At 69.8% G+C, this 19,136-nt stretch carries 14 protein-coding genes, 1 pseudogene and 1 riboswitch; of the genes and pseudogenes, 9 read left to right on the forward strand and 6 right to left on the reverse strand.

The features are described 5' to 3' along the window. The first annotated feature begins 87 nt into the window (after positions 1-87). The 3 genes from tatC to ACFUEJ_RS20700 all read left to right on the forward strand — a co-directional run bounded on the left by tatC (position 88) and on the right by ACFUEJ_RS20700 (position 4,926). Positions 88-1,005 (forward strand): twin-arginine translocase subunit TatC, encoded by a 918-nt coding sequence (gene tatC, locus ACFUEJ_RS20690; protein WP_091344258.1) that lies wholly within the window; start codon positions 88-90, stop codon positions 1,003-1,005. Next, complete coding sequence (locus ACFUEJ_RS20695) at positions 1,002-3,812, forward strand: RNA helicase (RefSeq protein WP_159370776.1); 2,811 nt, start codon at positions 1,002-1,004, stop codon at positions 3,810-3,812. Before tatC ends, ACFUEJ_RS20695 begins: the two co-directional genes overlap by 4 nt. Before the next feature lie 211 nt (positions 3,813-4,023). Further along, a complete protein-coding gene (locus tag ACFUEJ_RS20700) occupies positions 4,024-4,926 on the forward strand; it encodes a DUF4333 domain-containing protein (RefSeq protein WP_159370777.1) in 903 nt (300 codons plus the stop codon). A gap of 70 nt (positions 4,927-4,996) precedes the next feature. Here ACFUEJ_RS20700 and ACFUEJ_RS20705 read toward each other — a convergent pair whose 3' ends face one another. Next, complete coding sequence (locus tag ACFUEJ_RS20705; protein ID WP_159371904.1) at positions 4,997-5,953, reverse strand: 5'-3' exonuclease; 957 nt, start codon at positions 5,951-5,953, stop codon at positions 4,997-4,999. A gap of 54 nt (positions 5,954-6,007) precedes the next feature. Here ACFUEJ_RS20705 and ACFUEJ_RS20710 point away from each other — a divergent pair, with 54 nt between their 5' ends. Further along, a complete protein-coding gene (locus ACFUEJ_RS20710) occupies positions 6,008-7,174 on the forward strand; it encodes a Xaa-Pro peptidase family protein (RefSeq protein WP_277242857.1) in 1,167 nt (388 codons plus the stop codon). Between the two features lie 21 nt (positions 7,175-7,195). On the opposite strand, the pseudogene ACFUEJ_RS20715 reads toward ACFUEJ_RS20710, so the two are convergent. Together ACFUEJ_RS20715 and ACFUEJ_RS20720 are read right to left on the reverse strand one after the other, a co-directional pair. Further along, a pseudogene (locus ACFUEJ_RS20715) lies at positions 7,196-7,510 on the reverse strand (HNH endonuclease); the annotation flags it as partial. 37 nt (positions 7,511-7,547) lie between these two features. Then, positions 7,548-7,949: a PPOX class F420-dependent oxidoreductase gene (locus ACFUEJ_RS20720; protein WP_078112421.1), complete on the reverse strand. Its 402-nt coding sequence runs from the start codon at positions 7,947-7,949 to the stop codon at positions 7,548-7,550. Between the two features lie 63 nt (positions 7,950-8,012). Here ACFUEJ_RS20720 and ACFUEJ_RS20725 point away from each other — a divergent pair, with 63 nt between their 5' ends. From ACFUEJ_RS20725 to ACFUEJ_RS20740, 4 genes are read left to right on the forward strand one after another with little or no spacing between them, the layout of a single operon-like run. Continuing rightward, the gene (locus ACFUEJ_RS20725) at positions 8,013-8,810 is read left to right on the forward strand and encodes an SDR family NAD(P)-dependent oxidoreductase (RefSeq protein ID WP_159370779.1); all 798 of its coding nucleotides are present in this window, start codon (positions 8,013-8,015) and stop codon (positions 8,808-8,810) included. Beyond that, complete coding sequence (gene cbiE, locus ACFUEJ_RS20730; protein WP_388031576.1) at positions 8,807-10,093, forward strand: precorrin-6y C5,15-methyltransferase (decarboxylating) subunit CbiE; 1,287 nt, start codon at positions 8,807-8,809, stop codon at positions 10,091-10,093. The genes ACFUEJ_RS20725 and cbiE overlap by 4 nt, the downstream gene beginning before the upstream one ends. After that, positions 10,090-10,866 (forward strand): precorrin-4 C(11)-methyltransferase, encoded by a 777-nt coding sequence (gene cobM, locus ACFUEJ_RS20735; protein ID WP_388031578.1) that lies wholly within the window; start codon positions 10,090-10,092, stop codon positions 10,864-10,866. The genes cbiE and cobM overlap by 4 nt, the downstream gene beginning before the upstream one ends. Next, entirely contained in the window at positions 10,863-11,627 is a 765-nt protein-coding gene (locus ACFUEJ_RS20740; protein WP_388031581.1) for a cobalt-precorrin-6A reductase, read from the forward strand. Before cobM ends, ACFUEJ_RS20740 begins: the two co-directional genes overlap by 4 nt. Here ACFUEJ_RS20740 and ACFUEJ_RS20745 read toward each other — a convergent pair. From ACFUEJ_RS20745 to cobG, 3 genes are read right to left on the reverse strand one after another with little or no spacing between them, the layout of a single operon-like run. Further along, positions 11,580-13,181 (reverse strand): precorrin-2 C(20)-methyltransferase, encoded by a 1,602-nt coding sequence (locus tag ACFUEJ_RS20745; RefSeq protein ID WP_388031583.1) that lies wholly within the window; start codon positions 13,179-13,181, stop codon positions 11,580-11,582. The two genes, ACFUEJ_RS20740 and ACFUEJ_RS20745, sit on opposite strands and share 48 nt — an antisense overlap. Positions 13,182-13,192: 11 nt before the next feature. Further along, positions 13,193-13,816, reverse strand: coding sequence for a precorrin-8X methylmutase (locus ACFUEJ_RS20750; protein ID WP_078112424.1), 624 nt, complete (start codon positions 13,814-13,816; stop codon positions 13,193-13,195). Positions 13,817-13,829: 13 nt separating this feature from the next. Next, on the reverse strand, positions 13,830-14,990 hold the full coding sequence (cobG, locus tag ACFUEJ_RS20755; RefSeq protein WP_388031585.1) for a precorrin-3B synthase: 1,161 nt from the start codon (positions 14,988-14,990) through the stop codon (positions 13,830-13,832). Between the two features lie 60 nt (positions 14,991-15,050). After that, positions 15,051-15,128, forward strand: a riboswitch (cobalamin riboswitch). A 71-nt stretch (positions 15,129-15,199) separates the two neighbouring features. On the opposite strand from cobG, the gene cobN reads away from it, so the two are divergent. Then, positions 15,200-19,018: a cobaltochelatase subunit CobN gene (gene cobN / locus ACFUEJ_RS20760; RefSeq protein ID WP_388031587.1), complete on the forward strand. Its 3,819-nt coding sequence runs from the start codon at positions 15,200-15,202 to the stop codon at positions 19,016-19,018. Positions 19,019-19,136 lie beyond the last annotated feature (118 nt).

Consider the following 19,136-nt stretch of genomic DNA (forward strand, 5'->3'; position numbering starts at 1 on the left):
GTCGGAGCATCGCCAGTGCGCACTCTCCCGATTCCCCGACGCCTCGACCCGCGGCAACGCAAGCGAAAACTCAATCCCGACGGCACCATGTCGTTGGTCGAGCACCTGTACGAGTTGCGCACTCGTATGGTCATCTCGCTGCTGGCCATCATCGCCACCACCATCTTCGGGTTCGTCTGGTACAGCCACGGCTTCCTGGGCATCCCGTCGCTCGGCGACGTGCTGCGCGGGCCGTACTGCGATCTGCCCGCGTCGTCGCGCGCGACGCTGACCCCGGATGATTCGTGTCGCCTTCTGGCGACCGGTCCGTTCGACCAGTTCATGCTCCGGTTGAAGGTCGCGCTGACCGCGGGTGTGGTTCTCGCCTGTCCGGTGTGGATCTACCAGATCTGGCAGTTCATCACGCCGGGTCTGCACGCCCACGAACGTCGCTACGGCATCATGTTCGTCGCTATGGCGACGACCCTGTTCGTCAGCGGCGCGGTGCTTGCCTATCTGGTGGTGGCCAAGGCCTTCGACTTCCTGCTCACGGTCGGCAACGAGGTCCAGGTCACGGCACTCGCGGGTGACCAGTACTTCGGCTTCATGCTCAACGTCCTGGTGATCTTCGGCGTCAGCTTCGAACTCCCGCTCCTGATCATCGCGCTGAACGTCGTCGGCGTGCTGACCTACGCCCGGTTGAAGAGCTGGCGCCGCGGGCTCATCTTCGCGGTCTTCGTCTTCGCCGCCATCGCGACACCGGGCCAGGATCCGTTCACGATGCTCGCACTGGCCCTCGCGCTCACCGTGCTGCTCGAGTTCGCGATCCAGTTCGCGCGGATCTTCGACCGACGCAAGGCGAAGAAGGCGCCCGCATGGGCGGGCCTCTCCGATGACGAGGCCAGCCCACTGCCGCCGACGAAACCGATCGCCCCGGCATCGCCGATCCCGGCGCCGGCGAACGCGGTCGCCAACGCCACCCGTACGTCGACGCGGGCACGCGAGACCTTCGACGACGTCCTGTGACCCAACTCGACTCGTTCACGTCGAGACTCGCTTTCCGCCTCGACGACTTCCAGCGCCGCGCGTGTGAGGCGCTCGAGGGCGGCCACGGTGTGCTGGTGTGCGCACCGACCGGCGCGGGTAAGACCATCGTCGGCGAGTTCGGCGTCCATCTGGCCCTGGCCGGTGGCTCGAAGTGCTTCTACACCACGCCGATCAAGGCGCTCAGCAACCAGAAGTACAACGATCTCGTGGCCGTCCATGGGCACGAGTCGGTCGGGCTGCTGACCGGCGACAGTTCGATCAATCCCGATGCCCCGGTCGTCGTCATGACGACCGAGGTCGTCCGCAACATGATCTACGCCGAATCACGGGCCCTGGACGGTCTGTCCCACGTCGTCATGGACGAGGTCCACTTCCTGGCGGACCGGTTCCGCGGGGCGGTGTGGGAAGAGGTGATCCTGCACCTCGAACCGTCGGTGCGGGTCGTCAGTCTGTCGGCGACGGTGAGCAACGCCGAGGAGTTCGGCGACTGGATCCAGACGGTTCGCGGTGACACCTCGGTGATCGTCGACGAACACCGTCCGGTGCCGCTGTCCCAGCACATGCTCGTCGGGCAGCGACTGTTCGACCTGTTCGATCCGGCCGACACCGGTCCGGCCCGCAAGGCCGGAACGCGACCGCGCGTCAATCCGGAGCTCAAACGCCAGATCCGGCACCGGATCCTGATGGCCGACGACGAGCGGGAGTCGTCGCGCGGCCGTGGCCGAGGACGTGGCGGCGCGCCCCGTCGACGCGACGGACGGGGACCCGCGCTCTCCCGGCCGAACCTCGTCACGCGACTCGACCGCGAGGGGCTGCTCCCCGCGATCGGTTTCATCTTCTCCCGTGTCGGTTGCGACGCCGCCCTGGCGCAGTGTCTGCGATCCGGGATCTCGCTTCTGACTCCCGCAGAGATCGGCGAGGTCGACGCGATCGTCGACCGCCACCTCACCGAACTGGCGCCGGCCGACCTCGACGTGCTCGGGGTGCATGAGTGGCGTGAGGGGCTGCGACGCGGACTGGCCTCGCACCATGCGGGGATGCTCCCGACCTTCCGGCACACGGTCGAGGAACTTTTCGTGCGCGGCCTGGTCCGGATGGTGTTCGCCACCGAGACGCTCGCGCTCGGCATCAACATGCCCGCTCGCTCGGTGGTTCTCGAGCGTCTCGTGAAGTACAACGGCGAATCGCACGTCGACCTGACGCCCGGCGAGTTCACGCAGCTGACCGGTCGCGCCGGCCGTCGCGGGATCGACGTCGAGGGTCACGCCGTCGTGGTGTGGACACCCGAGGTGGTGCCGGAGGAGGTCGCCGGCCTCGCCGGCGCGCGGACGTTCCCGCTGCGGAGTTCGTTCTCCCCGGAATACAACATGGCGGTCAACCTGCTCGGCCGATTGGGCCTGGACGGCGCGCGTGAGCTGCTCCATCGGTCGTTCGCCCAGTTCCAGGCCGATCGATCGGTCGTCGGTCAGGCGCGGAAGCTGGACGAGGCGCAACGGGCGCTGCGCAAGCTCGACGGCGAGCTGGCCCGCGCCGCACAGGCGCGGGGGGTGGAACCTGGTGGCGCCGAATCGGATTCGGACGACGGTCCGTACGCGGGCTTCCTCGGTTACATCACTTTGCGCGAGGACATCCGCCGCCGCGAACGAGATCTGAAGTACCGCAAGCGGGTCAATACACACGACGCCATCACCGCTGACCTGGCCGCACTCAAACGCGGTCATGTCATCGGCGTACCCGTCGGCCGGCACCGCGGTCTGGCTGTCATCATCGAACCGGCCACGCAAGCGCAGGATCCGAAGCCGCTCGTACTGACCGAGGACGCCTGGTGCGGACGCGTCGGTACCCGCGATTTCGTCAACCCGCCCGAGGTGCTGGGCAACATGCGGATGCCGAAGAACGCCGACCGACGCAGCGGGCGCGGTCGCCGCGACCTGGCGTCGGCGTTGCGATCGACCGGCATCGAGATGCCGCGCGGACGTCAGAAGAAGCGCGCCGACGCCGCCGACGACACCGAACTCGCGAACCTTCGGCGAACCCTGCGCGCGCACCCGGCACATCAGCTGTCCAACGGTGACGAGCTGTTCCGGCTCGCCGAACGCCGTAACCGGCTGGTGCGCGACATCGTCAACGCCGAGCGGAGCATCGGGGAGCGGACGTCCACCCTCGGGGTCACCTTCGATCACATCGTCGGCGTCCTCAGCGAGCTGGGATATCTCGAGCGCGTCGCCGAGTCGACCGAGTCCACCGGGCACACGATGATGGTGACCGATTCGGGCAAGCTCCTCGGCCGTATCTACAGCGAGAGCGACCTGGTCGTGACCGAGTGCATCCGAGCCGGGGTCTGGGACGAGTTGTCACCCGCCGACCTCGCCGCGGTCGTCGCCGCACTCGTCTACGAGAGCCGGCGCGACAGTTACAGCGGGGTCGACGCCCTGCCCGGCAGCAGCTCGATGCGTGCGGCGATGGCCGCGACCGTCGAGATCTGGTCGCGGGTCACCGCGGTCGAGCAGCGTCATCGGGTCAGTCCGACACGCGAACCGGACACCGGTTTCTCGGTCGCCGTGGCCACGTGGGCGTCGGGTCGTTCGCTCGGCGAGGCCCTGTTGCTGGCGGGCGAACGCGGACAGCTGCTCTCTCCGGGCGACTTCGTGCGATGGAACCGGCAGGTCGTGGACCTGCTCGAACAGATCCGACTCGGGGTGGGCTCCGACACGCGCCTCGGTGGGACGGCGCGGGCAGCGGTCAAGGCCATCCGCCGCGGCGTGGTCGCCGCCGAGCTCGGCTGAACCGCGCCGTCGACCTCCGCCGACGAGTGTGGGCCGGTGTCGGTTCACCGGACGACGCGACGCCGGGCCACGCGCGATGTTCGCTGATAGTCCCAGGCCGCTGAGGTAACGTTCATCCCGCATTCGGTGTCGGCGTGTCCTGCCCCGATACTGCCGCGACGTCACAGTTCGCCGGCACCCGTCCGGGTGAACGGCCGAGTGGGAGGGACTCATGACCGACCCGTACAACCCCAACCCGTCCCAGCCGAATCCCTCCGGTGATCAGTCCGGTCCCGACGGCAAGACCGAGATCGTGAACCTCCCCGGCGCCACTCCGACGGGCGCCCCGCAGGCCGACCCGACCACGATGGCCCCCAACCCGGGCTCCGCCAACCCCGGGTCACAGAACCCGGGTTATGGTCAGCCGCAACAGAATCCGTACCAACAGAATCCCTACCAGCAAAACCCGTACCAGCAGCCGGGTGGGCCGACGGGCCAGCCGCCCCAGTCGGCCCCGTCTCAGTCCCAGCCGACTCAGGTCGGTCATCCCGGCGGACAACCGGGGCAGTACGGACAACCGGCCGGTCAGCCCTACGGGCAGCCCGGCGGTCAGTATGGCGCCGAGCAATATGGAGCCGGTCAGTACGGGAGACCGGGTCAGTACGGGGCGGGTCAGTACGGGGCACCCGGACAGTACGGCCAGCAGCCCGCCGGCCAGGACCCGTACGCCCAGAACCAATACGGGCAGAACCAATACGGGCAGAACCAGTACGGGGGCGGCGACCAGTTCAGCGGAATGGCGACCGGGAAGTCGAACAAGACCGCCCGGACGCTGATGTTCGTCGGCGGCGGGGCGCTGCTCCTCATCGCCGCGATCGTGCTGATCACCGCATTCCTCTTCCCCGGATGGGCACCGAAGAACCTCGATCAGCAGGCGGCGCAGGACGGCGTGCAGAAGATCCTCACCGAGGACTACCAGGCCAGCGACGTCTCCGACGTCCAGTGCCCGTCGGGGCAGCGGGTGGAGACCGGAGCGTCGTTCACGTGCTCGGTCACCGTCGGCGGGCAGCAGCAGCAGGTCACCGTCACGTTCATCGACGACGACGGCCGCTACGAGGTCTCGCGCCCCAGCTGACTCGACCGGCTGTGACGTCCGGCCTCAGCAGGCTGTCACGTCCGGCCTCAGCCGGCTGCTACATGCGGCCTCAGCCGGCCTGGGGCCAGCCGAGAGCCTTGGCCAGCCTCCCCACCGACGCTCCGATACCCAGCTCCTCGACGAGTTCCGCGAGGGCCGCGGGGTCGGCGGGCTCGGCCGGGAGGATGTCCGAACCGCTGTCGATCGTCTCGGCGTCGGTGCGCACGGAGACGACGGTCCGCGCCGCCTGCAGGTACTCGACCGAGGCGAGCAGTGCTTTGCGGCTCCGCGTCGGAACCGACGACGACGGGTCGGCGGCAGCCGTCTCCAGGGCGTCGAGGCTGCCGTACTCGGTGATCAGTTTCGCCGCGGTCTTCTCGCCGATACCGGCCACGCCCGGCAGACCGTCCGAGGGATCTCCGCGCAACATCGACATCTCCGCGTAGCCGATACCCGCGCGCTCGACCGGCACGCCGTATTTCTCGGCGACCTCCACCGGGCCCATCATCTCGGCCTTCGCCAGACCGCGGCCGACGTACAGGATGCGCACCGGGACGGGATCGTCGGCGACCACCTGCAGCAGGTCCCGGTCACCGCTGACCACGATCACCGGATCGTTCGCCTCGTCGTAGGCGAGCGTGCCGATCACGTCGTCGGCCTCACAACCGACGGCGCCCGAGGTGGCGATGCCCGCTGCCGCGAGAACGGCCATGATCATGTCGACCTGCGGGGTGAGGGTGTCGGGTACCTCTTCGACGTCGATGTCCCGGCCCTCGACGTCGGTCCCACCGTCGGGGACCGCGACGCGATGGGCCTTGTAGGTGGGGATCAGGTCGGTGCGGAACTCGGGGCGCCAGTCGAGATCGAGGCACACCACCAAGCGTGTGGGGCGTTCGCGCACCACGAGATTGGCGATCGTGTCGACGAAACCGCGTACGGCGTTGACCGGTCGCCCATCCGGGCTGGTCATCTTCTCCGGCAGCGCGAAGAACGATCGGAACCACAGGCTGGCGCCGTCGAGCAGCATCAACGAATCCGTCACCCCCACACTCTGTCATGAGTCGGCGGTAGTGTTCGTCGCATGGCATCTGGGAGTGGGGCAGCACGGGTCGCGACGGCGGGCGAGGGGACCGGAGCCGGGCCACTCTTCGAGGCGCAGGTCTATCGCGACCGGGTCCGCCGCGCCGCCGAACTCACCCGCGCCGCGGAGTTGGACGCGCTGGTCGTCGCCCCCGGGCCGGACCTGCGGTACCTCATCGGTTCCCGGGCGGAGACCTTCGAACGGCTCACGGCGCTCGTGATCCCCGCGACCAGTGATCCCCGATTGGTGATCGCGCGGCTCGAGGTCCCGTCGCTGTCGTCCTCCGCGGTCGGTGATCTCGACATCGAGGTGGCCGACTGGGTCGACGGCGACGACGCCCACGCTCTCTCATTGGCCGGATTGCCGTCGCAGCCGCGGATCGCGGTCTCCGACTCCATGCCCGCCCTCCACGTCATCCCGCTGGCCCGACACACCGGCGCCACACCGCAATTGGCGACCGACGTGCTCCGCGAACTGCGAATGATCAAAGACGCCGCGGAGGTCGACGCGCTCCGCCGCGCGGGTGCCGCGATCGACCGGGTGCACTCGCGGATGGGGGACTGGCTGATCCCCGGCCGCACCGAACGCGAGGTCGCCGCCGACATCGCCGCCGCGATCCTCGAGGAGGGACACACCGAGGCGGCCTTCATCATCGTCGGGTCGGGACCGAATGGAGCCGATCCCCACCACGAATTCTCCGACCGGGTCATCGAGCGGTCCGACATCGTCGTGATCGACATCGGCGGCCCGGTAGAGCCGGGCTACAACTCCGATTCCACGCGCACCTACTGCTTCGACGATCCGCCCGCCGACATCGCCGACGCCTACGCCGCCCTGCTCGCGGCCCAACGCGCGGCGGTGGCCGCCGTCCGGCCGGGGGTGAGCGCGTCCTCGATCGATGCGGCGGCGCGTGATCTTCTCGCCGAGCGCGGCCTGGCCGATCGGTTCATTCACCGGACGGGCCACGGGATCGGGCTGTCGGTACACGAGGAGCCGTACATCGTCGGCGGCAACGACATCCCGTTGCGCACCGGCATGGCGTTCAGCGTCGAGCCGGGGGTGTACGTGCCCGGTCACTGGGGTGCCCGCATCGAGGACATCGTCGTCGTGACTGATGACGGCTGCGAGTCGCTGAACAACCGCCCGCACGAACTCGTCCGGTTGTAGGCGAAATTCGACCGGTGAACCTCATTTCGACTGCTGGACTTCGATCGAGGTCCAGCAGTCGAGTTGAAGTTCGCTGGTTGGCGGGTTTGAATCCGGGGGCGCGTCACGAAGGGTCCGGCGACCGAGCCTGCCAAACCGTCGGGTGGTAGGTCCGTGGATCTCATCGCGCCCGGTGTTCAGATGTTCTGCGAACCGTCGGAGTATGTCGGGTCGGCGGTTGATGTGTTCGGGGTTGGGTGGTGCGCCGGGTTCAGGGTTGAGTCGCCAGGCGCAGCGGCCTTCGTCGGGTCCGTTGCGGACCACCCGGGTGGTGTATTGGCCGGGCCGGTGCCGGACGGCTCCGCAAGAAGCATCCGACTTCCGACGCGCGTCACTAGCTGAACAGCGACGCCGAACCCAGCACCCGGCTCACGCTGATCTCGATCACGACGCGGCGCGGGTTCGGCCTGGGCTCCCGGTATCGCTGCGCGTAGCGCTGCTCGGCCTCGCGCACGCGCTCGGGCTCACGACTCACCGTCGCGGGTCCCTCCAGGGTCAGCCATCGCGGGCCGTCGACGTTGGTGACAGCCGCGTAGCCACCACGCTCGGTGTTGCGGACCTTCTGATTGCCGTCCGAGGTGATGACCCTCGCCAGGCCGGCGTCGGGATCCCAGGTGAAGCCGACGGCCACGGCGTGGGGGGTGCCGTCGGCGCGCAGCGTGGTGAGGGTCCCGAGGTGGCGTTCGACGAGGAAGGCGAGCGCATCGGGCCCGAGATCGGCGGCGGTACGAGGCATGACACCAAACTAGCCGCGACGCCGCACACGGTCGGTCGCGGGGCCGATGCGATACTGGCAGCCATGGCGTCACGCAGCAGAGGGGCATCAGCGCGTCCGGACACCGACCCGTCCGGTGCCCTCGTGCTGTTCGGCGGCCGCAGCGAGATCGGCGTCGCCACGGCGGCGCGCCTCGCACCCGGGCGGACCGTCGTCCTGGCGGCCCGCCGTCCCGACGACCTCGTGGTCGAGTCCGCACGACTGCTTGATGCCGGTGCAACCGAGGTACACACCGTCGCCTTCGACGCGAACGACACCGACAGCCATCCAACGCTGGTCGCGTCGCTGGCCGAACGACACGGGCCGATCGGGATCGCGATCATCGCGTTCGGCATCCTCGGCGACCAGGCCCGCGCCGAAACCGATGTGGCGCATGCACTTCAGATCGCCCACACCGACTACTACGCCCACATCAGCGTGCTGACCCCGCTCGCTTCGGTACTGCGCACGCAGGGCTCCGGAACCATCATCGTCTTCTCCTCGGTCGCCGGTGTCCGGGTGCGCCGCGCCAACTACGTCTACGGGTCGACCAAGGCGGGCCTCGACGGATTCGCGAGCGGACTCGCGGATGCGCTGCACGGCACCGGCGCTCGCCTGCTGCTGGCCCGCCCGGGCTTCGTGATCGGCGCGATGACCCGCGACCTGATGGCGTCCGGGGTGAAGCCGGCCCCGCTGTCGCGGGATGCCGAGCAGGTCGCCGACGCGGTGGCTCATGCCTTTCGCAAGGGCCGCGGCGAGGTCTGGATCCCGGGGACCTTGCGTCCGTTGTTCTTCGGGATGCGACTGCTGCCGCGTGCCGTGTGGCGGAGACTGCCCCGATGACCTCCGCGGAATCCACTGCGGTGGCGTCCGCATTCGTCGTGGTGGGTATCGGCGCCGACGGTTGGTCCGGTCTGGGCGAGACCGTCCGCAACGAACTTCGGCGCGCTCGCGTGATCTACGGCGCTGCGCGGCAGTTGGCGCTCCTCGACGGCGCGGTGCCCGAACTGGACGCCGAACTGCGACCGTGGCGGTCGCCGATGTCTGAACACCTCGCAGAAGTGGTCGAGAGCGAGGCCGCGGACGCCGTTCACCCGGACACGATCCACATCCTGGCGAGCGGCGACCCGATGTTCCACGGCGTCGGTGCGAGCATCATCGCGCGCGTCGGTGCCGACCGGGTACGGGTGTATCCGGCAGTGTCGAGCGCGAGCCTCGCCTGTGCGCGTCTGGGCTGGGACCTCGCCACGACCCGGATCGTCAGTGCGGTGCGCGCCGAGCCGGGCGTGGTGCTCGGCGAGGTCACCGACGGGGCTCGCGTACTGGTCTTGAGCCGCGACGAGACCACACCCGCCGCACTCGCCGGCATCCTGGTCGACGCCGGTTTCGGTGCGTCCACGATGACCGTCCTCGAGCAGCTCGGTGGGCCCGCCGAACAGATCGCCACCGGTACGGCCGAGACCTGGCGCCGCCGGGCCGGGGACCCGCTCAACATCGTCGCCGTCGACTGCGTCGGACCCCGCCGGTCCCGGCTCCCGGGCCGGCCGGACGACACCTATGAACACGACGGTCAGATCACCAAGTCGACGATCCGTGCCCTCTCCGTGTGCGCGTTGGAACCGGCCGGCGCGCAGGTCCTCTGGGACATCGGGGCCGGGTCGGGCAGTGTGACGATCGAGTGGTTGCGCGCGGACGACCGGGGAGTGGTCGTCGCCTTCGAACGCGATCCCGATCGCGCTGATCGATTGCGACGCAACGCCACCCGACACGGGGTGGCGCATCGGCTCTCGGTGCGGGGCCCGGCTCCCGTCGGCCTGTCCGACGCACCGCAACCGGATGCCGTCTTCATCGGTGGCGGACTGGACGAGGAGATCCTCTCGCTCGTCTGGACCAGGCTGCCGGACTCGGGGCGGCTCGTCGTGAACGCGGTGACCGTGGAGAACCAGACGCTCGTCACGCGCTGGCACGCCCGACACGGCGGTGACCTACGACGCCTGTCGGTCGAAACCGTGGCACCGCTCGGCACGATGCACACCTGGCGCCCCGCGCTGCCGATCGTGCAGTGGGCCGTCGCGAAGACGGCACCCCACGCTGCCGCCGCGGATTCGACGGAGGCGCTCCGTTGACCGTCTACTTCATCGGGGCCGGCCCGGGTTCGCCCGATCTCATCACGGTGCGCGGAGCGCGGCTGCTGGGGGAGTGCCAGACCTGTGTCTATGCCGGGTCACTGGTGCCCCCGGAACTGCTCGACCTGTGTCCCGACGGTGCCGAACTGATCGACACGGCGCGGATGCCGTTGTCGGACATCATCGATGTCATCGCGGCGGCCGTCGGCAAGGGGCACGACGTGGCCCGCCTCCACTCGGGTGACCTCTCAGTGTACTCGGCGATGTCCGAGCAGCAGCGTGAGCTGACCGCGCGTGGAATCGATCATGAGATCGTGCCCGGTGTCCCGGCGTTCGCGGCTGCCGCGGCGGCACTCGACACCGAACTCACCATCCCCGGTGTCGGCCAGAGCCTGCTGATCACGAGGGTCTCCACCCTGTCGACGGACATGCCGCCGGGGGAGGACCTCGCGACCCTGGCCCGGACGGGGGTGACACTCGCGCTGCATCTCGCAGCCCATCGGGCCGAGGAGATCGTGGCGGCGCTAGCCCCGCACTACGGTGGTGACTGCCCCACCGCCACAGTCGCTTTCGCCAGTCGGGAGAACGAGCAGATCGTGCGGTGTCCGCTCAACCGGTTGCCCGAGGCCCTCGACGCCGCCGACATCCGGAGGACCGCGGTCATCTTCGTCGGCCACGTGCTCGGCCCGCGCCGGTCGGACGTCACCGACAGCTATCTGTACTCGCACGCGCGGATGACCAAACTCCGCGCTGATCGCGACTCGACGCCGTGACCAAACAGATCCCGCCGGATCCTGTCCCGCACGTCCTGATCCTCGGCGGGACCGGGGAGGCGCGAGCGCTCGCCTCGACCCTCGCCGACACCGACATCGCGTTCATCAGTTCCCTCGCCGGCCGGGTGAAACACCCCCGCCTACCGGTCGGTCCGGTGCGCATCGGCGGGTTCGGCGGACCCGACGGGCTACGGGAATGGTTGCAGAGCAACCGCATTCAGGCAGTGGTCGATGCGACCCATCCGTTTGCCGCGACGATCACCCGTAGCGCGGCGCGGGCCGCAGCCGATGCGGGTGTGCCGCTGTTGCGCCTGCGCCGGGACCCCTGGGTGCCCGGAGACATCGACACCTGGATCCGTGTGCCCGACCTGCCCGCTGCCGCTCGTGAAGTGGCCGCCCGCGGCAGACGTGTCTTCCTGACCACCGGCCGCCAGGACGTCGGTGTCTTCGCGGGGATCGATTCGGCGTGGTTCCTGATCCGGGTCGTCGACGCCCCGACCGGAGCGCTTCCGCCGCATCACGAGGTGCTGCGCTCGCGGGGGCCCTATGACCACCGGTCGGAGCGAGAGCTGCTGCGTGACAACGACATCGATCTGCTGGTCACGAAGAACAGCGGCGGAACGCTGACCTCGGCCAAGCTGGCGGCCGCGGCCGAACTCGGGATCGAGGTCATCATGGTCGACCGGCCCGCCGAACCCGACACGCCGGTCGTCTCAGATGTCGGTGCCGCCCGGAACTGGCTCGAGGAGCTGTCCGGCTGAGTGGTCGGCGGTGTGATCGTCGCTGTCGACCGGGTGGTGACTGCGCGGCGTGAACACCAACGTTCCGGCCGCGCGCGACACGACCTTTGTCGCCGACGACCCGATGATGATCATCGTGCGCATGTCGACGACCGCGGGATCGAAGTCCGCGACCGTGGTGGTGGTGAGTTGCTGCTCTGGACCACCGACGTCCCGTCCGAGGACGACGATGCGATCGGGCGACACCGTCTGCGAGAGAGTGTGTTTGAGGGCGCCGACCTGCCAGGTGCGGCTCGCCGAGCCCGGGTTGTAGATGGCGATCACCAGGTCGGCACCGAGTGCGGCTCGGATGCGCCGTTCGATGACCGACCACGGCTTCAACCGGTCGGAGAGCGAGATGATCGCGAAGTCGTGCCCGAGGGGCGCTCCCACGGCAGCGGCGACCGCGGTCGCGGCCGTGACGCCGGGCACCACACGGACGGGCACCTCGTGCCACCGGGGCTGTGCGGCGACCTCGGCGACCGCGGCGGCCATCGCGAACACGCCGGGATCACCGGACGAGACGACGGCGACGCGAGCGCCGCGTCGAGCGAGGTCGAGCGCGAACTCGGCCCGCTCGGCCTCGACCCGGTTGTCGCTGGCGTGTACTCGCTGCCCCGGCCGAGGGGTGACGCGCTTGAGATAGGTGGTGTAACCGACGAGGTCGGTGGCCGTGGCCAGTTCGGCGCGGACCTCCGGGGTGGTCCAGCTGTCGTGACCCGGTCCGAGGCCCACGACGACGAGTTCACCGGGCACGGGCTCAGGTTCGAACATCGGATTGTTGCGGCGTCCGGGGACGACGAGGATCGAGAAGTACGGCACCTCCGCGGGATTCACGTCGGCGGCCGGCAGCACCCGCTCGACGGTCGTCGACGCGCGTTCGACGTAGAAGGCCTCGTCGAGACGCCCGGCCTCGCGGAGGGCGTCGCGCACCCGCTCGAAGGTCCGACCGAGTTTCATGACCACGATCGCGTCCGCGGACCGGAAACGGAAGAGCAGCTCCGAGGTCGACGCGGTGCCGGGCACGACGGTCAACGTCTCCTCGCCCTCGACGAGCGGGACCCCGGTCGCCGCGGACGCCGCGCTGACCGAGGTGACGCCGGGCACGATCTCGGCGTCGAAGTGCGGTGCCAGGCGCTTATGCATGTGCATGTAGGAGCTGTAGAAGAGCGGATCGCCCTCGGCGAGCAAGACGACATCGCGGCCCGCACGCAGGTGCACCGCGAGGCGTTCGGCACTCTCGGCGTAGAAGTCGTCTAGCGCGCCCTGATATCCGCCGGGGTGGTCGGTCGTCTCGGTGGTGACCGGGTACATGAGACGTTCCTCGGTCTGGCCGTCGCGCAGGTAGGGTGCGGCCACCGATCGCGCGATGCTGTTGCCGTGTCGCGCAGAGTGATACGCGATCACGTCCGCGGTGCTGATCAGGCGGGCGGCCTTGACGGTCATCAGCTCGCTGTCACCCGGGCCGAGTCCGATGCCGTAGAGCGTGCCCGGCCATGACTCCCGTCCGGCCGCTGCGGTGCTGTCAGAGTTCATGTGATCCACCATCATTCCTGCGGGGTCGCGAGCGCGTTGACCGCGGCCGCGGTGATCGCCGACCCGCCGCGCCGGCCCGTGACCGTGATGAATTCGAGGTCGTCGCGTTCGGCCAGTGCCGCGCAGGATTCGACCGCGCCGACGAAACCGACGGGTGCCCCGACGACGGCGGCGGGACGCGGTGCGCCGTCGTCGATCATGTCCAGGAGCGCGAACAGTGCGGTCGGCGCGTTGCCGATCGCGACCACGGCACCTTCCAGGCGCGGCCGCCAGAACTCCAGTGCCGCAGCGGTCCTCGTGGTTCCCATCTTCTCGGCGAGGGCCGGGAGGGTGGGTTCGGACAGGTGGCAGAGCACCTCGTTGTCCGCGGGGAGACGCTTGCGCGTGATCCCGGACGCCACCATGTTGGCGTCGCAGAGGATCGGGGCGCCGGCCTCGAGTGCACTGCGTGCGGCGGCCACGACGCCGGGCGTCGCGACCACGTCGTGCGTCAGGTCGGTCTGGCCGCACGCGTGGATCATGCGGACGACAACGGTCGCGACGTCGGGCGCGAACGCGGAGAGGTCGGACTCGGCGCGGATCGTGGCGAAGGACTGGCGGTAGATCGCGGCGCCGTCACGCAGGTACTCGGTCATGGTGGGAACGAGCCTAACGGCGCCGCCGTTCGTATCCGCCGTCGGGCGTGGCCTGCACCGACAGGTGCGATTCGGCCGGCGACCCGCAGCCACGGGCGCAGCCCACCCAGTGTTCGCGCTCCTCGACGGGGTCGCCGTCCTGCACTCGGGCCATCAGGTCGTCCCGGACCGGCGCGTGCGCGGACGAGCAACCCGGGGCTCCCACGCAGCAGCTGACCTGGGCCCATGGCGAAGCGGCGTCGAAGATCAGACCCATCGGTGCGAGCACGCGGACGACGGTCTCGGCCACCCCTTCGCCGAGGTCGCACAGGAGGATCTCGCGGTCGGGGGTGAACACGACCGGCGCCTGCACAGCCGCGATGAATTCCGCCAGCCGGGCCGGCAAGCGTCCGAGTTCGACGACCGCGCCGAGCAGCACCGCGCCGTCGTCCTGGTCGAACCAGCCGACGATCGGTTCCTCCGAGGCGACCGGTGCCGAGCCCGGGTCGGCCCCGATGACGGGATCCAGCGTCGAGGCGATGAGTTCCGCGAGCCGGAGCCGGGAGTCGTCGTCGAGGTCGCGGACCCGCCAGGCGCCGGGCGAGACCTCGCCCAGACCCGCGGCCACCGCGATGAGCGCGCGGACGATCGCCTCCGTACCGGTGGCCGATCCGACGGCCGTCCCGCCGATGAGCACATCTGCGGCCAGGGGAGTGTCGCCCCGGATCACCGCGCACGCGTCGGGTCGTCGTCCGGCGATGTCACCGCGCCCGTCGTCGATGCCGAACAGGAACCGGCCGGACAGGGTGGCCGCGGCCGGGTCGGCCCGCAGGGCGTCGTCGAGGGCCGCGGCGAGCGGACGCGCGTCGGCGTCGCCGCCGATGCGACCGGTCAGGGGGCTGAGCTCGATGTTGCGCACCTTGTCGTGGCTGCTGCTCGGCGCGAGCCCGGCGGCGACGACGGCCTGCGCGACGGCTTCGACGTCGGTGATCCCGCGCAGCTGGAGGTTGCCGCGCACCGTCAGTTCCAGGTGCCCGTCGGCGTGGTCGGCGGCGGCCCGGGCGAGCATCTCCAGCTGGTCCGGACGGATCCGTCCGCCCGGCAGCCGGACACGGGCCAACGCGCCGTCGGCCGCCGGGTGCGTGTCGAAGACGCCTGGGCAACGGTCGGTGGCGGCCCGGGCTGGCTGGTTCATCCCACCAGCCTACGACCGGCGGGCGCGGTGGCCGTAGGCTGAACGCACCGCGAGCGGGCTGAAGCCGGTGCGATTCCGGCGCGGTCGCGCCACTGTGACCGGGGGTCGGCATCGGCCGGACATCCGGAAGTCAGACCAGACCCTCGCACTGCACCCGCCACTCACGGCACCGACACGCACCGGGCGCGACAACCCGGCGAGGAGACACGATGATCCTGCTGCTCTCGACCTCGGACACCGACCTGCTCACGGCCTCGGCTGCCGACGAGGGCACCGCGTCGCCCGACGCGTCGGTGTCCTACCGCGGCGCGAATCCCTCTCGCATCCTGATCGAGGACATCCCGCGCCTTGCCGCCGACGCCGATCTCATCGTCGTGCGCATCCTGGGCGGCGTACGCGCCTGGGAGGACGGGCTGGCTGCGGTCGAGGCGACCGGCAAGCCGCTCGTCGTCTGCTCCGGTGAGCAGCAGCCCGACCCCGATCTGATGGCGCACTCCACCGTGCCTTCCGGCGTCGCCGCCCAGGCCCACGACTATCTCGCCGCGGGCGGTGTCGCCAACCTCGTGAACCTGCACCACTTCCTGTCCGACACCGTCCTGCTGACCGGCAACGGTTTCGAACTCCCGCAGCAGACCCCCGCGTGGGGCGTGCTCGAACGTTCCTCGCGCCCCGAGGCTTCTGCGCTGCCTGACGTTTCTCCGCTCCCTGAGGGTTCGGCTCTGCTCCCTGAGGTGCGAGGAGCGCAAGCCGGCCCTTCTCTGCTCCCTGAGGTGCGAGGAGCGCAAGCCGCCGGGCCGAGCGAGCGACGAAGGAGCGCGTCGAGGTCGACGAGCCACGAAGGGCCCGACGCCCCGACCATCGCGGTCCTCTACTACCGCGCCCAGCACCTGGCGGGCAACACGCGGTACATCGCCGCGCTGTGCGATGCGATCGAGGACCGCGGGGCCCGCGCGCTGCCGATCTTCTGCGCGTCGCTGCGGACCGCCCCCGACGACCTCCTCGAGCTGCTCGGTACCGCCGACGCCCTCGTGGTCACGGTGCTGGCCGCCGGCGGCGCCACCCCGGCCACCGCATCGGCCGGCGGCGACGACGAGGCGTGGAACATCGAACGGCTGGCCGCCCTCGACATCCCGATCCTGCAGGGTCTCTGCCTCACCGGGTCCCGCGCGGACTGGGAGGACAGCGATGACGGCCTGTCGCCACTCGACGTCGCCACCCAGGTGGCGGTGCCCGAGTTCGACGGCCGCATCATCACCGTGCCGTTCTCCTTCAAGGAGTTCGACGACGACGGATTGCCGTGGTACCAGCCGGATCTCGAGCGCTGCGCACGGGTGGCGGGGATCGCCACCGCGCACGCCCGGCTGCGTCGGACCCCGGCCGCCGACAAGCGGATCGCAGTCATGCTGTCGGCCTACCCGACCAAGCACGCGCGGATCGGCAACGCCGTCGGTCTCGACACCCCGCGCAGCCTGCTGCGCCTGCTCGCCGCAATGCGCGACGCCGGCTACGACATCGGCCCGGAGGCCGGCCCGGACGCGATCCCCGGTCTCGCCGAAGATGATTCGGATGCGCTGATCCACCAGATCATCGCCACCGGCGGTCAGGATGCCGACTGGCTCACCGAGGAGACCCTCGCGGCCAACCCGATCCGCCTGTCGGCGCGCGACTACCGATCGTGGTTCGACACCCTGCCCGAGGGGCTGCGCTCGGCGGTCACCGAACACTGGGGACCCGCACCGGGCGACCTGTTCGTCGACCGCACGCACAATCCCGACGGCGACATCGTCATCGCGGCATTGACCTTCGGCAACATCGCGATCATGGTGCAGCCGCCGCGCGGGTTCGGCGAGAACCCGGTCGCGATCTACCACGATCCGGATCTGCCGCCGTCGCACCACTATCTGGCCTCGTACCGGTGGATCGCGGCGCACGACACCGGCTTCGGCGCCGACGCCATCGTGCACGTCGGCAAACACGGCAACCTCGAGTGGCTGCCCGGCAAGAACCTCGGCATGTCGGCGGACTGCGGGACCGACGCCGCCCTCGGCGACCTCCCGCTCGTCTACCCGTTCCTGGTGAACGACCCGGGCGAGGGGACGCAGGCCAAGCGCCGCGCTCATGCGGTTCTCGTCGACCATCTGATCCCGCCGATGGCACGCGCCGAGTCCTACGGCGACATCGCCCGGCTGGAACAGCTTCTCGACGAGCACGCCAACATCTCCGCACTCGACCCGGCGAAGCTGCCCGCGATCCGCCAGCAGATCTGGACACTGCTGACCGCGGCGAAGATGGACTCCGACCTCGGGCTCACCGAACGGCCCGACGAAGAGGTCTTCGACGACATGCTGCTGCACGTCGACGGGTGGCTGTGCGAGATCAAGGACGTGCAGATCCGTGACGGGCTGCACGTGCTCGGCGAGCCCCCGCGCGACGACGCCGAGGTCGACCTCGTCCTCGCCATGCTGCGCGCACGCCAGCTCTGGGGTGGCACGTCGGCCCTGCCCGGCCTGCGCGAGGCCCTCGGACTCGTCGAAGACGGCTCGGCCGAACGCGGTTCCGTCGACGCCGTCGAGGCGCAGGCCCGCGAACTCGTCGCCGCCTGCGCCAAGGACGACTGGTCGACCGAAGCAGTTGCCGCGGCCACCGCGGGACTGCCCAGCGCGGTCGGGGATGTGCTCACTTTCGCGGCGACCGAGGTCGTCCCGCGCCTGCGTCAGACGACCGCCGAGGTCCCGCGGGTGCTGCACGCACTGGACGGCGGGTTCATCCCGGCCGGACCGAGCGGGTCACCGCTGCGCGGGCTGATCAACGTGCTGCCGACCGGACGCAACTTCTACTCGGTCGACCCGAAGGCCGTGCCCTCACGGCTGGCGTGGGAGACCGGCCGCGCGATGGCCGACTCCCTGCTCGAGCGCTACCTGACCGACCACGGCGAATACCCGGCGTCGGTGGGGCTGTCGGTGTGGGGGACCAGCGCCATGCGCACCTCGGGTGACGACGTCGCCGAGGTGCTCGCGCTGCTCGGGGTCATGCCGGTGTGGGACGAGATGTCGCGGCGGGTCTCCTCGCTCGAGCTCATCGGCCTCGAGGAACTCGGACGTCCCCGCATCGATGTCACCGTCCGCATCTCCGGCTTCTTCCGGGATGCCTTCCCGCACGTCGTCACGATGCTCGACGACGCGGTCGCGCTCGCCGCGGCCGCCGATGACGAGTCCGACGAGCAGAACTTCGTCGCCGCCCACGTGCGCGCCGCGATGTCCGAGCACGGCGACCGGCGTCGGGCCGTGACACGTGTCTTCGGTTCCAAGCCCGGCACCTACGGCGCCGGCATCCTGCAACTCATCGACTCACGGGACTGGCGCAGCGATGAGGACCTGGCCCGCGTCTACACCGAGTGGGGCGGTTACGCCTACGGACGCGACCTCGACGGGGTGCCCGCGGTCGACGACATGCGCGCCGCGTACAAGCGGATCGCCGTGGCGGCCAAGAACACCGACACCCGCGAACACGACATCGCCGACTCCGACGACTACTTCCAGTACCACGGCGGCATGGTCGCGACCGTTCGCGCTTTGACCGGTTCCTCGCCGGAGGCCTACATCGGCGACGGCACCCGCCCCGACTCCGTCCGCACCCGCACGCTGTCGGAGGAGACCAGCCGGGTGTTCCGCGCCCGCGTCGTCAACCCGCGCTGGATCTCGGCCATGCAGCGCCACGGATACAAGGGGGCCTTCGAGATGGCTGCCACCGTCGACTATCTCTTCGGTTACGACGCCACCACCGACGTCGTCGCCGACTGGATGTACGAGAAGCTCACCGAGTCCTATGTCCTCGACGAGACGAACCAGCAGTTCATGCAGCAGTCCAACCCCTGGGCGTTGCACGGCATCGCCGAACGTCTCCTCGAGGCCGTCGAACGCGACATGTGGCGCGAACCGCCGGCCGAGCTCCTCGACGCCCTCCGCACCGTCTACCTCCAGACCGAGGGCGACATCGAGGGCCGCGGCGAGGACGCCTCTGCCGGCTGAGCCGCCCACCGCTGGTTGAGCCGCCCACCGCTGGTTTCAGTGTCAGGGTTGTCTAGCCACTTCGGTGGTGGTTGGGTTCTGACCATCAGGCATCTGGCTCTACCGCTGGTTACCGCCC

Origin of the sequence: Gordonia sp. NPDC057258, assembly GCF_042668985.1 — a bacterium.
GTDB classification, from domain to species: Bacteria; Actinomycetota; Actinomycetes; order Mycobacteriales; family Mycobacteriaceae; genus Gordonia; species Gordonia hongkongensis.

Bases quoted from the DNA above. Each gene is read 5' to 3' on its own strand.
- ACFUEJ_RS20745 (WP_388031583.1), bottom strand. From the start codon at position 13,181: ATGAACTCTGACAGCACCGCAGCGGCCGGACGGGAGTCATGGCCGGGC.
- tatC (WP_091344258.1), top strand. From the start codon at position 88: ATGTCGTTGGTCGAGCACCTGTACGAGTTGCGCACTCGTATGGTCATC.
- ACFUEJ_RS20705 (WP_159371904.1), bottom strand. From the start codon at position 5,953: ATGCTGCTCGACGGCGCCAGCCTGTGGTTCCGATCGTTCTTCGCGCTG.
- ACFUEJ_RS20720 (WP_078112421.1), bottom strand. From the start codon at position 7,949: ATGCCTCGTACCGCCGCCGATCTCGGGCCCGATGCGCTCGCCTTCCTC.
- ACFUEJ_RS20700 (WP_159370777.1), top strand. From the start codon at position 4,024: ATGACCGACCCGTACAACCCCAACCCGTCCCAGCCGAATCCCTCCGGT.
- ACFUEJ_RS20750 (WP_078112424.1), bottom strand. From the start codon at position 13,816: ATGACCGAGTACCTGCGTGACGGCGCCGCGATCTACCGCCAGTCCTTC.
- cbiE (WP_388031576.1), top strand. From the start codon at position 8,807: ATGACCTCCGCGGAATCCACTGCGGTGGCGTCCGCATTCGTCGTGGTG.
- cobG (WP_388031585.1), bottom strand. From the start codon at position 14,990: ATGAACCAGCCAGCCCGGGCCGCCACCGACCGTTGCCCAGGCGTCTTC.
- ACFUEJ_RS20725 (WP_159370779.1), top strand. From the start codon at position 8,013: ATGGCGTCACGCAGCAGAGGGGCATCAGCGCGTCCGGACACCGACCCG.
- cobN (WP_388031587.1), top strand. From the start codon at position 15,200: ATGATCCTGCTGCTCTCGACCTCGGACACCGACCTGCTCACGGCCTCG.
- ACFUEJ_RS20710 (WP_277242857.1), top strand. From the start codon at position 6,008: ATGGCATCTGGGAGTGGGGCAGCACGGGTCGCGACGGCGGGCGAGGGG.